This is a genomic window from Micromonospora humida (genome assembly GCF_016901255.1).
Classification (GTDB): domain Bacteria; phylum Actinomycetota; class Actinomycetes; order Mycobacteriales; family Micromonosporaceae; genus Micromonospora; species Micromonospora wenchangensis.
In genome coordinates, this window is sequence record NZ_JAFEUC010000007.1 from 158996 (window position 1) to 171638 (window position 12643).

Annotated in this window: 11 protein-coding genes; 5 read left to right on the plus strand and 6 right to left on the minus strand. The window is 74.0% G+C overall.

The window, feature by feature from the left end; all coding sequences use genetic code 11:
- Window positions 1–25 precede the first annotated feature (25 nt).
- Both nuoN and JQX11_RS16135 read left to right on the plus strand, forming a co-directional pair.
- Window positions 26–1579 carry an NADH-quinone oxidoreductase subunit NuoN gene (gene nuoN, locus JQX11_RS16130; protein WP_204925777.1) on the plus strand — a complete coding sequence of 518 codons (1554 nt, stop codon included), beginning with the start codon at window positions 26–28 and terminating at the stop codon, window positions 1577–1579.
- A gap of 90 nt (window positions 1580–1669) precedes the next feature.
- Window positions 1670–2752: a polyprenyl synthetase family protein gene (locus JQX11_RS16135; protein ID WP_204925778.1), complete on the plus strand. Its 1083-nt coding sequence runs from the start codon at window positions 1670–1672 to the stop codon at window positions 2750–2752.
- A gap of 27 nt (window positions 2753–2779) precedes the next feature.
- Here the strand turns inward: JQX11_RS16135 and JQX11_RS16140 are convergent, their stop codons facing one another.
- The gene (locus JQX11_RS16140; protein ID WP_204925779.1) at window positions 2780–3961 is read right to left on the minus strand and encodes an MFS transporter; all 1182 of its coding nucleotides are present in this window, start codon (window positions 3959–3961) and stop codon (window positions 2780–2782) included.
- Between the two features lie 158 nt (window positions 3962–4119).
- Between JQX11_RS16140 and JQX11_RS16145 the strand changes: the two genes are divergently transcribed.
- Window positions 4120–4902 (plus strand): IclR family transcriptional regulator, encoded by a 783-nt coding sequence (locus JQX11_RS16145; RefSeq protein ID WP_088646144.1) that lies wholly within the window; start codon window positions 4120–4122, stop codon window positions 4900–4902.
- 93 nt (window positions 4903–4995) lie between these two features.
- Here the strand turns inward: JQX11_RS16145 and JQX11_RS16150 are convergent, their stop codons facing one another.
- A complete protein-coding gene (locus JQX11_RS16150) occupies window positions 4996–7122 on the minus strand; it encodes a PhoX family protein (RefSeq protein ID WP_204925780.1) in 2127 nt (708 codons plus the stop codon).
- A 218-nt stretch (window positions 7123–7340) separates the two neighbouring features.
- On the opposite strand from JQX11_RS16150, the gene JQX11_RS16155 reads away from it, so the two are divergent.
- The gene (locus JQX11_RS16155) at window positions 7341–7856 is read left to right on the plus strand and encodes a sigma-70 family RNA polymerase sigma factor (protein ID WP_307826223.1); all 516 of its coding nucleotides are present in this window, start codon (window positions 7341–7343) and stop codon (window positions 7854–7856) included.
- Entirely contained in the window at window positions 7853–8554 is a 702-nt protein-coding gene (locus JQX11_RS16160; protein WP_204925781.1) for an anti-sigma factor family protein, read from the plus strand. The genes JQX11_RS16155 and JQX11_RS16160 overlap by 4 nt, the downstream gene beginning before the upstream one ends.
- Window positions 8555–8584: 30 nt before the next feature.
- On the opposite strand, the gene rarD is transcribed toward JQX11_RS16160, so the two are convergent.
- From rarD to eccE, 4 genes are all read right to left on the minus strand, one after another.
- The gene (gene rarD, locus JQX11_RS16165) at window positions 8585–9508 is read right to left on the minus strand and encodes an EamA family transporter RarD (RefSeq protein WP_204925782.1); all 924 of its coding nucleotides are present in this window, start codon (window positions 9506–9508) and stop codon (window positions 8585–8587) included.
- A 52-nt stretch (window positions 9509–9560) separates the two neighbouring features.
- Complete coding sequence (locus JQX11_RS16170; RefSeq protein ID WP_204925783.1) at window positions 9561–9995, minus strand: GNAT family N-acetyltransferase; 435 nt, start codon at window positions 9993–9995, stop codon at window positions 9561–9563.
- 121 nt (window positions 9996–10116) lie between these two features.
- A complete protein-coding gene (locus JQX11_RS16175; RefSeq protein ID WP_204925784.1) occupies window positions 10117–10503 on the minus strand; it encodes a phage holin family protein in 387 nt (128 codons plus the stop codon).
- Between the two features lie 55 nt (window positions 10504–10558).
- The gene (eccE, locus tag JQX11_RS16180; protein ID WP_204925785.1) at window positions 10559–12340 is read right to left on the minus strand and encodes a type VII secretion protein EccE; all 1782 of its coding nucleotides are present in this window, start codon (window positions 12338–12340) and stop codon (window positions 10559–10561) included.
- Window positions 12341–12643 lie beyond the last annotated feature (303 nt).

Sequence of the window (12643 nt, forward strand, 5' to 3'; positions counted from 1 at the left end):
TCGCGAACGAAAGGCGGCATCCGCAGTGACCGAACTCAAGTTGCCGTCGATCGACTACGCGGCGATCGCCCCGATCCTGATCATGCTGGGGGTCGCCCTGCTCGGTGTCCTGGTGGAGGCGTTCGTGCCGCGCCGCCGCCGGCACCTGGTGCAGCTCTCGCTGTCCCTGCTGGCGGTGCTCGCCGCGCTGGTGATGGTGGTGCTCAGCGCCGACGTCCGGCGGGTCACGGCGGGCGGGGCGCTGGCGGTGGACGGCCCCACCCTCTTCCTCCAGGGCACCATCCTGGTGCTCGCCGCGATGGCGCTGCTGCTGATCGGTGAGCGGTCGGTGGAGCGCGGCGGCGCGTTCGTCGCCCAGGCGGCGGTGACCGCCGAGTCGGCCGACGACCGGCAGCAGGCCGAGGGTCGCAACGGGGCGACCGAGGTCTACCCGCTGACCAGCTTCGCGATCGGCGGCATGCTGATCTTCGTGGCGGCGAACGACCTGCTGACCATGTTCATCGCGCTGGAGGTCTTCTCCCTGCCGCTCTACCTGCTCTGCGCGCTGGCCCGTCGCCGGCGGCTGCTGAGCCAGGAGGCGGCGATGAAGTACTTCCTGCTCGGCGCGTACGCCTCGGCGTTCTTCCTGTTCGGTGTGGCCCTGGTGTACGGCTTCACCGCCGGCATCCCGGGCCGTTCGGCAGGCGTCGACTTCGCCACCGTGCACGCCGCGGTGAACGAGTCCCCGGCCAGCGAGGTGCTGCTGTTCGCCGGGATGGCGCTGATCGCCATCGGCCTGCTGTTCAAGGCCGCCGCCGCCCCGTTCCACGTCTGGACCCCGGACGTCTACCAGGGCGCACCCACCCCGGTCACCGGCTTCATGGCGGCCTGCACGAAGGTGGCCGCGTTCGGTGCCCTGCTGCGGGTCTTCCACGTGGCGTTCGACCAGGCGGCCTGGGACTTCACCCCGGTCCTCGGGGTGGTGGCGGTGCTCACCATGCTGATCGGCGCGGTGCTGGCGGTCACCCAGACGGACATCAAGCGGCTGCTGGCGTACTCGTCGATCGCCAACGCCGGATACCTGCTCGTCGGGGTGCTCGCCCCGACCGGCGCGGGCGTCTCCGGCACCATGTTCTACCTGGCCGCGTACGGCTTCTCGGTGCTCGCCGCGTTCGCCGTGGTGACCCTGGTCCGGGACGCCGACGGGGAGGCCACCCACCTGTCCCGCTGGGCCGGGCTGGGCCGCCGCTCGCCGTTCTACGCCGGGGTCTTCACCTTCATCCTGCTGGCCTTCGCCGGTATCCCGTTGACCAGCGGCTTCATGAGCAAGTTCGCGGTCTTCGGCCCGGCGTTGGAGAGCGGGCACGCCTGGCTGGTGGTGGCCGGTGTGCTGACCAGCATGGTGCTGGCCTTCCCGTACCTGCGGGTCGTGGTGATGATGTGGCTCTCCGAGCCGGGCGAGAGCACCCCGACCGTCGCGGTGCCGGGCGGGTTGACCGCCACCGCGCTGATGATCGGGGTGGCCGCCACCCTGATCCTCGGCGTGCTGCCGGCGCCCCTGCTCGACCTGGCGACGGACGCCGCAGCATTCGTCAGGTGATCCGTTCCGTTCGGCCGTGGGGCCGGTGCGCTCAGGCGTGCCGGCCCCACGGCCGTATCCCCCGTCCGGAGCAGGTCGAACGGGTGTGGCATGGTTGATGGCGTGGTGATTCCGACGGGGGAGCGTTCAGGTGCCGTCGGCTCCGGTGGTCGTCGGGGCCGGGCGGGCACGGGTCAGATCGGCGCGCTCGGCGTGCACCTGGCCGATCCGCGGGTCGAGGCGTCCGTGCTGGGCCTGCTGGACGACGTCGAGGTGGAGCTGCGGGCCAGCGTGTCCAGCGCCGACCCGCTCGTCACCGAGGCGGCCCGGCACCTCGTCGAGGCGGGCGGCAAACGGTTCCGGCCGTTGCTGGTGGCGCTGGGCGCGCAGTTCGGCGACCCGGGGGGCCGGCAGGTGGTGCCGGCGGCCGTGGTGATGGAACTCACCCACCTCGCCACCCTCTACCACGACGACGTGATGGACGAGGCAGCCGTGCGGCGGGGCGCGCCCAGCGCGAACTCCCGCTGGACCAACTCGGTGGCCATCCTGGTCGGCGACTACCTCTTCGCGCGGGCCGCCGACATCGCCGCCGACCTCGGTCCGGAGGCGGTACGGCTCCAGGCGCGCACCTTCGCCCGGCTCGTGCACGGGCAGATCGCCGAGACCGTCGGCCCCCGCACGGCGGACCCCGTCGACCACTACCTGCGGGTGATCGCCGACAAGACGGGCTCGCTGATCGCCACCTCGGCCCGGTTCGGCGGCATGTTCGGCGGGGCGACCGAGGAGCACACCGAGGCCCTCGCCGGCTACGGCGAGACCATCGGGGTGGCCTTCCAGCTCTCCGACGACCTGCTCGACATCGCCTCCGAGTCGATGCAGTCGGGCAAGACACCCGGCACCGACCTGCGGGAGGGGGTGCCGACCCTGCCGGTGCTCTACGCGCTGGCCGGCGACGACTCCGACGCGGCCTCGGTGCGGCTGCGGGAGATCCTGGCCACCGGCCCGCTGGTCGACGACGCGCTGCACACCGAGGCGCTCGGCCTGCTCCGGGAGTCCCCGGCGCTCAAGCGGGCCCGGGAGACCGTCCGCAGCTATGCCGAGGACGCCCGCGCCCAGTTGACGCCGTTGCCCCGGATTCCGGCCCGGCAGGCGCTGGAATCGCTCTGCGACTACATCGCCGACCGCACCAGCTGAACCCCGCGCCGCCCGGGTCCGGCCCGCTCATGGCGTGGCGGAGCGGCGCAGCAGCCGGCTGCCGGTGAGCATGAGGACGGCGGCGAGGAGCATCGCGACCCCGGCGGTCAGCCACATCACCGGGTAGCCGCCGGCCCCGGCGAGCGCACCGAGCCCGAGCGGGCCGAGGCAGCCGCCGGCGTACACCCCGGTCTGGGTGATCGAGGTGGCGGCGGCCGGGGCCTGCGGGTGCAGCCGGACCACCGCGAAGTTCAGCAGGCCGGGCCACGCCCAGCCCAACCCGAAGCCGAGCACCACCCCGACGGTCAGCGGCACCGCCCCGGCCACCGCCAGCAGCCCCAACCCGACTGCCCCGACCACCAGCATCGCGGCGATCAGCGCGACGTGACCGGTGTCCCGCCGGTCGGCGAGCCAGCCGACGCCGATCCGGGCCGCCACGCAGACCGCACCGCCGAGGGTGAGCACCAGTCCGGCCGGGCCGGGGGCGAGGCCCCGGTGCACCGACGAGTCGACCACGAAGGTGCCCAGCGCGTTGGCTGCGCCCGCCGCGAGGGTGGCCGCCACGCCGACCACCACCAGCGCCGTGGTGGCCCCACCGCCGCGTTCCGCCGCGCGCTCCCGTACCGGTCCGGCCGGCTGCGGGGGTACGGCCGGCAGCGCGGCCAACGCGGCCCCGGCGGCGGCCACGAAGGCCCAGCGCCAGCCGGCGGTGAGGGCGATCGCCGGCACCGCCGCCCCGGCCAGCAGGGTGGACGCGGGGATGGCGGCCTGCTTCACCCCGAACGACAGGCCCTGCCGGCGGGCGGGCACGTGCCGGGCCAGCGCGGCGTTGCTGGCGAGTTGACCGAGGGCGTTGGCGGCGGCGCTGAGCGCGAGCAGGCCGACCAGCACCGGGTAGGAGCGGGCCAGTCCGGCGATGGCGAGCAGGCAGCCGGCGGCGAGTCCGACGGCGGCGCGGGCCACCACGGCCGGGCCGACCCGCTCCACCAGCCGGCCCGACGGCACTGCGGCGAGCGCGCTGACGCCGAAGTAGACCGACACGGCCAGGCCCAGCCCGGCGGGGGAGAAGCCCAGGTCGTCGCCCATCTGCACGGCGAGCCCGCCGACCAGGAAGACCGGCAGGACGCTGGCGATGGTGGTGGCGACCGCCCCGCCGCCGGCCCGCAGGGGACGTACGGCCGGCGTACGGCTGAGGGCGGTGTCGGTCATCGTGGGCCCAACCTACGCGAGTCGTGTTCCTGACAACGCTCGGCGTGTCGCCCGGGAACCCGCCGTATACCGCCTGATCTGGCATCCCCCACCCGAACGGGCGTTCCGTCTTGGCCGGGTTTTTCATATGGTGTAAGTCCCCGGCTGCGGAGGTGGTTGTGCGTGACCCCCTGGCGGAACCTTCGGATCTGATCCGAAGTGTGTCCCGCGCGCTACGCGTGCTCGAGTCGGTCGGTCGTGCCCCGAAGGGCCTGACCGTCAAGCAGATCGCCCGGCGGTGCGAGCTGACCGTCGCCACCACGTACCACCTGGTCCGCACCCTGGCCTACGAGGGTTACGTGATCCGGCGGGAGGACGGCACCTACATCGTCGGCCTGGAGATCGCCGACCGGTACCGGGAACTGGTCACCGCGTTCCGGGGCCCGGCGGCGGTCGGCGAGTCGCTGCGGCGGGCCGCCGTCGACACCGGGTGGAGCCACTACCTGGGTCGCTTCGTCGGCGGCCAGGTGGCGGTCACCGCCGTCGCCGAGGGGGCCCGCTCGCCGTACCTGGAGGACATGGTCCCCGGCTTCGACGAGGGCGCGCACGCCACCGCCCTGGGCAAGGCGCTGCTGGCCACCCTCACCACCGAGCAGCGCCTGCGCTACCTGCGCGACTACGGCATGCGGCCGTTCACCACCGCCACCCTCACCAGCCCCGAGGCGTTCGAGGCGGATCTGGCGGCCGGCGACCGGCGGGGCATGCAGTTGGAGCTGGGGCAGTTCCGGCAGGGGGTGGCGTGCGCCGCCGTCCTGGTCACCCCGGACAAGGACATGGAACGGCGGGTGGTGCTGGCCTGCGCCCTGCCGGCCAGCGAGATGATGACCTCCGCCCGGGTGGTCCGCGCCAAGCTGCTCACCGCCGCCCGCGCGGTCGCCGACGGCATCGCCGCCGACCTCTGACCCGCCCGGCGTACGGGCGAAGGCCCCCTCCCGGACCGAAGCGGGAGAGGGCCTTCGCGGCCGGCCCGGCGGGGCCGACCCGGGACGGGCGCGTCAGCTGCCGATCGGGCCGCCGTCGAGCCGCCAGGTGACCACCACGCCCGGCTTGGCGTAGTCGCCGTCCGGCCAGGTCGACGCCGGCTTCTCCACCGACGCGCCGGTGATCTCACCGGGGTGCTGCACGGCGACGAACACCGACCGGTTGTCGCCGGTGATGAACGGCCCGCAGGTCTCCGCACCCAGCGGCACGGTGAGGAACTGCTTCAGGTGCCCCCGTTCCGGCCCCTCGACGGCGGTGGCGAACAGGCCGTCGTTGCTGCCCAACGCGTTGCCGTCGGTGGAGATCCAGAGGTTGCCGGTGGCGTCGAAGGCGACGTTGTCCGGGCAGGAGATCGGCGACACCTTCGTCTTGTCGTACCCGGCGAAGTAGGTCGACGGGTCGGCCGGGTCACCGGCGACGATCGGCAGCGACCAGGTGAAGGACTCGGCCGTGTTGTCGCCCCGGTCCTCGACCAGCTCCAGGATCTGCCCGTGCTTGTTGAGGTTGCGCGGGTTGATCTCGTCGGCCGCCGGCTTGCCGGCCTTGCCCCGGTCGGTGTTGTTGGTCAGCGCCACGTACACCTTGCCGGTGAGCAGGCTTGGCTCGACGTCCTCCGGCCGGTCCATCTTCGTCGCGCCGACCTTGTCCCCGGCGAGCCGGGTGAAGGTGAGCACGTCGGCGGCGGTCATCCCGTCGACGTACGAGCGGTTGCCGCTGACCAGCCTGATCCACCGGCCGGTGCCGTTGAACGCGCCGTCGGCGGGCAGCTTGCCCGAGCCGTCGATCTCGGCGGCGCTGGTCTGGGCGAACTGCGCCACGTAGAGGGTGCCCGACTCCAGCAGGGTCAGGTTGTTCTTGCGGGCCACCCAGGAGTCACCGGGCATGAACTTCTTGTCGGAGACGAACTTGTAGAGGTAGTCGAAGCGCTCGTCGTCGCCCATGTACGCGACCACCCGCTTGTCGCGGGCCACGATGACGTTGGCGCCCTCGTGCTTGAACCGGCCCAGCGCGGTGTGCTTGCGCGGGCGGCTCTCCGGGTCGAACGGGTCGATCTCGACGATCCACCCGAACCGGTGCGCCTCGTTGGGGTGCTTCGCCAGGTCGAACCGCTCGTCGGCCCGCTCCCACTTACGGCTGCCGCTGGGGTAGCGGGCGGCGGTGGTGATGCCGTACCTGTCGAACTTCGGCTTCAGCTCGGCGGGCGCGGCGTCGGCGCCGACGAAGTACTGGTTGAAGTTCTCCTCGCCGGAGAGCACCGTCCCCCACGGGGTGACCCCACCGGCGCAGTTGTTCAGGGTGCCGACGACCGTGCGGCCCTTCGGGTCGGCGGCGGTACGCAGCCACGCCGAGCCGGCGGCCGGGCCGGTCAGCTCGAACTTCGTGGCCAACGCGGTGACCCGCCGGTTGTACGGCCGCCGGCCCTGACCCACCGGCCGCCACTGCCCGGTGCCGTCGACCCGCTCCAGTTCCACCACGGACATGCCGTGCGCGGCCATCGCGGTACGCAGCTGCTCGACGGTGAGGTTGTCCAGGCCGGTGAAGCCGGGGAACATCAGGTCCTCGTTGGTGTACTCGTGGTTGACCACGAGCAGCGCCCGCCTGCCCCGCCGGTCCAGCGGCAGCACCCCGACGAAGTCGTTGTTGTAGCCGAACTGCTTGGCCTGGGCGGCGGCGGTCTGCCCGTGCAGGTCGAACCGGGGCGCACCGGGCAGCACCGGGTCGCCCCAGCGGATGACCACGCTGTGGTCGTACCCGTTGGGGACGACCAGGGTGTCGAGCTGGTTCGGCGGGATCGGCTTGAAGGTCAGCGCGCCGTTGCCGACGCCGCGCTGCGGCGCGGTCGGGTCGGCCACCTCCGGCACCACCGGGGTGGCCGGCGCGGCAGCGGCGGGGGCGGCCCCGGCCAACGCGCCGGCGGCGGCACCGCCGAAGCCGAGCACCAGCGCGCCCACCGCGCCCGCCCGGACCACGCCCCGCCGGGTCACCTCCCCCTCGACCAGGTCGCCGAAGTAGGTGTTGTCGGAGGTGTTGGGTACCGGGTGGTCGCAGGCGTTGCCGCAGCGGTACAGGCAGGTCATCGCATCGCGGCTGCCGTGCCGGGTGGTACCGAGCAGCGGGAGCAGCCGGGGACGGTCGCTCATGGAAGAAAGCCTCCTGGAAGCAGGTCGGTGGCACGCCGTTGTCACCTGCGCGACGTGCGTACCGGCCGGACGCTGCCAGGACGGGGTGAGCGGCCACCGGACTCGGTGTGAACCGGATGTGAACAGCAGTCACCGCTGAACCGTTCGGGGTCACGGCGCGTAATAACCGGCGGACACGTTTTCGCCGGACCTGTCGGGCGGGAAGCGAGGGGATCACCATCAGCGACCACGACGCCCAACTGCTGCGCGCCCTGCACGACGAGCACGCCGAGGCGCTCTACGCGCACGCGCTGCGACTGGTCAACGGGGACCGCACCCGCGCCGAGGACCTGGTGCAGGAGACCCTGCTGCGGGCCTGGCGGCACCCCGAGTCGCTGGACCCGCGCCGCGGATCGGTCCGCGCATGGCTCTTCACGACCGCCCGTAACCTGGCGATCGACGCCTGGCGGCGGCGGTCGACCCGGGTCGGCGAGGTGTTCACCGACGACCTGCCCGAGCCGCCCGAGACGGTGGACGAAGCGGAGCGCGCGGTGGAGGCCTGGACCATCGCCGAAGCGCTGAACCGGCTCAGCCCCACCCACCGGGAGGTGCTGGTCGAGTGCTTCTACCAGGGCCGTTCGGTGGCCGAGGCGGCGGCCCGGCTGGGGGTGCCACCGGGGACGGTCAAGTCCCGCACCCACTACGCACTGCGTTCACTACGGTTGGCCCTGGCCGAGATGGGGGTGACCGGATGACCCGCTGCGAGTTCGCACACGACGACGGCGCGTACGTGCTGGGTGCGCTCGCCCCCGCCGACCGGGCCGCCTACGAGCGGCACCTGGCCGGGTGCGCGGCGTGCCGGGACGCGGTGGCCGAGATCGCCGTGCTGCCGGGCCTGCTGGGCCGGCTCGACCCGACCACGCTGGAGGAGTTCCTTCCGCCACCGCCCGAGGTCAGCCGGGTGCCCGACCTGATCGCCACCGCCCGGGACCGTCGCCGCCGGGAGCGGACCCGCAGCCGCCGACGGTACGCGCTGACGGCCCTCGTCGCCGCCGGGTTCGCCCTGGTGCTGGGCGTTGCCGGGGCGTCCGCCCTGCGTCCGGCCCCGACGACCGCGCCGACCGCCCAGGCGGTACGGATGGTGTCGATGGCGCCGGTTGCGGCCAAGACCCCGGCGGTGCACGCCGAGATCGGGCTGAGCGGCACCAAGTGGGGCACCGAGGTCACCATGCACTGCGGGTACGACGCGACGGCCGGCTACGGCAAGGCGTACACGTTCCGGCTGGTGGCCCGGGGGCCGGACGACGCGACGGAGCAGATCGCCTCCTGGCTGGCCGCCCCCGGCGACGACGTGAACCTGCGCGGGGCGACCCGGTTCACCGACGCCGAACTGGTCCGCCTCGAACTGCTGCGCGCCGACGGGACGCTGGTGCTCAGCTACGACGTCCGCTGACCCCCGCAGGCCGCGCGGCGGTCCGGTGGTTCAGTGGGCGGCGGCGGGCAGCGGATCGGCGGCGCGGGCGGCGGCCCGGGTGCGTCGACCGGTGCGCAGCGCGTCCAGGCTGAAGATCACCAGGGCCAGCCAGACCAGGGTGAAACCGGCCAGCCGGGCCGGTGGCATCGGCTCGTGGAAGATCAGCACGCCGCAGCCGAGCTGGAGGACCGGGGCCACGTACTGGAGCATGCCGAGCGCGGTCAGCGGCAGCCGGTTGGCCGCGCCCGCGAACAGCAGCAGCGGAACGGCCGTCACCGCTCCGGCCGCCACCAGCAGCGCGGTGTGCCCGGCCGAGACCTCGCCGAACGTCGACCCGCCCCGGCTCGCCAACCAGCCCAGGTAGGCCAGGGCGGGCAGCGCCAGCACCGCCGACTCGACGAACAGCCCCTCCGCCGCCGGCAGCCCGAGCCGCTTCTTGGCCAGCCCGTAGCCGGCGAAGCTGGCCGCCAGAATCAACGCCAGGTAGGGCAGCCGACCGTAGTCGACGGTGAGCACCGCGACCGCCGCCGCTCCCACCCCGAGCGCCACCCACTGTGCCGGGCGTAGCCGCTCCCGCAGCACCAGCACCCCGAGCAGCACCGACACCAGCGGGTTGATGAAGTAGCCGAGGGCGGTCTCCACCACCCGGGCGGAGTTCACCCCGTAGATGTAGGTGCCCCAGTTCACGGCGATCAGCGCCGCCGCGACGACGATCCCGGCCAGCGTCCGGGGGCGGCGGGCCAGCGACCGCAGGAAGCCGACGTTGCGCAGGGCGGCGAGCAGCAGCGCGACGAACACCACCGACCAGATGATCCGGTGGGCGAGGATCTCCATCGGCCCGGCCGGCCGGAGCAGCTTCAGGTAGATCGGGATGAAACCCCAGAGCAGGTACGCGCCGAAGCCGTAGAGGTAGCCGAGCCGTAGCGGAGTCACGATCCCACCGTAAGGGGTACGGCCGGAGCAGGCTCCTTTCCGGTGAGCGGGGTCACCGCTGGTCCACCCACTCCATCCACTGCGCCGCCGAGGCCGGGGTGAAGCCCAGCTTCGCGTACACCCCGTGGGCGTCGGCGGTCGACAGCGCGATCCGGCGTACGCCGTACCCGGCGAGATGGTCGCGGATCGAGCCGGCCAGCCAGCTGCCCACGCCACGACCCCGCGCCTGCGGGGCGACGTAGAGGTCGCAGAGCCAGCCGAAGGTGGCCCGGTCGGTGACCACCCGGGCGATCGCGACCTGCCCGCCGTCCTGCGGTCGGTAGACGCCGTACGGGGTCGAGCCGGCGAGGGCCCGCTCCGTCGTCTCCCGGCTGCGCCCCAGCGCCCAGTAGGCGTCGGTGGAGAGCCAGTGGTGCACCAACTCCCGGTCGATGCGCTCCGGGTCGGTGTCGAGCTGCCAGCCGTCGGGGTGGGTCAACGAGAACACCCCGCCACGCTAACCCCACCCGGTGGCCGTCCCGCCAGCCAATTCCCGTCCGGTGGCCGTCCCGGCGGGGCGAGCCGGCCGGCCGCCGCCCCGCTGGAGCGGCGGCCGGCCGGCCACCGGGTCAGTCGCGGTCGAGGATCGCCCCGAGGATCCAGGTCACGATGCCGACCAGGAGCGCGCCCAGCACCGCCTCGGGCCAGAACCCGTCCACGTGGAACGGCAGGTCCGCCTGCTCGGCGATCCAGCTGGTGAGCAGGAACAGCAGCCCGTTGACGACCAGGGCGATCAGCCCGAGGGTGAGCAGGTAGAAGCCGCAGCCGACGGTCTTGATGATCGGCTGGAGCACCGCGTTCACCACGCCGAAGATCACCGAGACCAGCACCAGGGTGACGATCGCCTCGCCGGCCGAGCCGGTGTCGAGCGTGATGCCGGGGATGAGCAGCGTCGCCAGCCAGAAAGCCACCACCGTGGAGCCCAGCCGGATCAGAAGGCCCTTCAGAAAATCCATGGCCGGGATCGTGTCACGTGCCGTCCAGCCAGGGAACCCACGGTGACCCGTGCGGTCAGCGCCGGCCGGGGCGACCGACCAGTTGCGACTCGATCGGGGTGGGCGAGAGCAGCGCCCAGCGCAGCGCCCGCCGGTTGACCACCGCGACCATGTCGTCCCGGATGCGGGTCAACCACTCCGCCGCACCGCCCAGCCCCAGCGCGGTGCCCGCCAGGGCGGCCTCCGGTGGGTCGAGGGGTTGCAGCACCGCCAGGTCGGCCCGGCCGAGGGTGTCGACGTCCGCCGGGGTCAACCCGTCCCGGACCACCAGGGTGGACACCCACCCCGCCCCGGGCGGCGGTTCGCCGGCAGCCGTACCCGCGTCGGCCACCACCAGGAGCGGACGCAGCGGGGAACCGGTGACGCCGACCGCCCGCCCGCTGGGGACCACCACCACCCCGCCCTGCTGCCCGCCGACCCCGCGTACGAACGGCTCCCAGGCGCGTGGCCGACCGGTCTGCACCAGCACCCCGGCTCCCAGCGCCAACGCCCGCAGCACCAGCAACTGGGCCGCCGCCAGCCCGCCGACCAGCACCAGCCTGGTGCCCTCGGCGCGGAACAGCCGGACCGTCACCGCGCCGCCCTGCCGGTTGGCCCCCACCATCAGCCCCGCCCCGCCGAGGGTCAGCTCCGGCGGCTCGACCCCGGGCGTGGCCACCCCGGGCACCGCCAACGGCAACGTGGCGGCCAGGCCGGGCAACTGCGCTCCGTCGAGTCGACGCAGCTCACCACCGGCGTCGGCGACGAGCCGGGACAACCCCTCGGCGGCGTGTTCCAGTGCGACCGGCGTGGTGGCGGCCAGCCGTACCGTCAGGCACGTCGCCGGTGCGGTGTCGCCGACGCGCGGGCCGGCCCCGAGCGCGACGGTGGTGGCGGTCGCCGGCAGGGCCAGCAGTCGGGACACCAACCGGCGACCCGGATCGACCCGGGCGTCCGGCCAGCGGACCAACCGGAAGGTGGCCTGGTGCTGGTCGCCGGTGCACAGCCTCGACCAGTTCTCGCGCACCGGCCGGTCGGGGTCGTGGTGGGCGAGTTCGGCCAGCACCCGCAGCGCGGCGTGCCCGCCCAGCGGACGGGCCGGCAGCGGCCCCACCCGGCGGACGATCCGACGCACCGTGCCTGCCAGCGCCCGGCGCAGGTCCGCGTCGGACCAGCCGGGTGCCCGCAGCACCCGGACGGCGAGCAGGGCCCGCTCCTGACCCGGCACCCGCCCCTCGGTCAACTGCCGGTACGACGTGCCGGCCGCGCCACCGGCCGCCGCCGGGGCCGGCACGGCGTGCAGCAGCACCTGCACCCGCACCGGCGGCTGCTCCGGCCCGGCCGGCGGCAGCAGCGTGCCGGGTGCCGGCAGCGGGTGGGACCGGTCGCCGAGCAGATCGCCCGGGTCGCCCAGGTCGAGCAGGACGGCCAGCCCGGTGGCGTCGTCGACCACCCCCGCCGGCCCGTCGGCCAACTCCACGCCGGCCAGCGCGGCGTCGGGAAGCAGCAGGCCCAGGAGTGCTTCCGGGGCGGTGCCGGCGGGCAGGGCGTGCCGGCGGGTGAGGAACCCGGCGGCGGTGCCCCACCAGTCGAACAGCCACCGCCCGCGCCAGCGCCCCCAGCCGAGACCGGCCAGGACCACCGCACCGACCGCGGCGAGCACCGCCGGCACCGGCCCGCGACCGTACGCGGCCACCGGTAACGCGAGCGCGACCTGCGTGGCGACGACCTGACCGGGGTGTACGGCGGTGCCGGTGCGGGGCCGGGGCGGGCCCTCGGTGGCCCGCCGGAGCGGTCGGTCGGTCGTGCTCGCCGTCACCGCGTCTCCTCCGTGTGCCCACCTACCACCGGCCGTCGGGGTGTCCCGCCGGGAATCTGCGGCCGAGGCCGGAACGCGACGGGATTGTGACCCATCGTAGTGGCCCGCCCGGCCCGGTGGGGGTCCTGCCGTCCGGCGTCGGAGCGGGTTGTCCACAGGGGAGCTGGGCGGGGTAGCACAACGGCGACGGTGCGACTACCGTCAGCGACTGATTTGCCGACCAGGTCCGTCCGGTCCCATGCCGACGGACGGCGCGTCCGTGGTGGACGGCCGGCGGTCGGCCCGACCGGGGAGACGAGGTGA

Coding starts and splice junctions, on each gene's coding strand:
- JQX11_RS16160 (WP_204925781.1), top strand. CDS start 7,853: ATGACCCGCTGCGAGTTCGCACACGACGACGGCGCGTACGTGCTGGGT.
- JQX11_RS16140 (WP_204925779.1), bottom strand. CDS start 3,961: ATGACCGACACCGCCCTCAGCCGTACGCCGGCCGTACGTCCCCTGCGG.
- JQX11_RS16175 (WP_204925784.1), bottom strand. CDS start 10,503: ATGGATTTTCTGAAGGGCCTTCTGATCCGGCTGGGCTCCACGGTGGTG.
- JQX11_RS16150 (WP_204925780.1), bottom strand. CDS start 7,122: ATGAGCGACCGTCCCCGGCTGCTCCCGCTGCTCGGTACCACCCGGCAC.
- JQX11_RS16135 (WP_204925778.1), top strand. CDS start 1,670: ATGGTTGATGGCGTGGTGATTCCGACGGGGGAGCGTTCAGGTGCCGTC.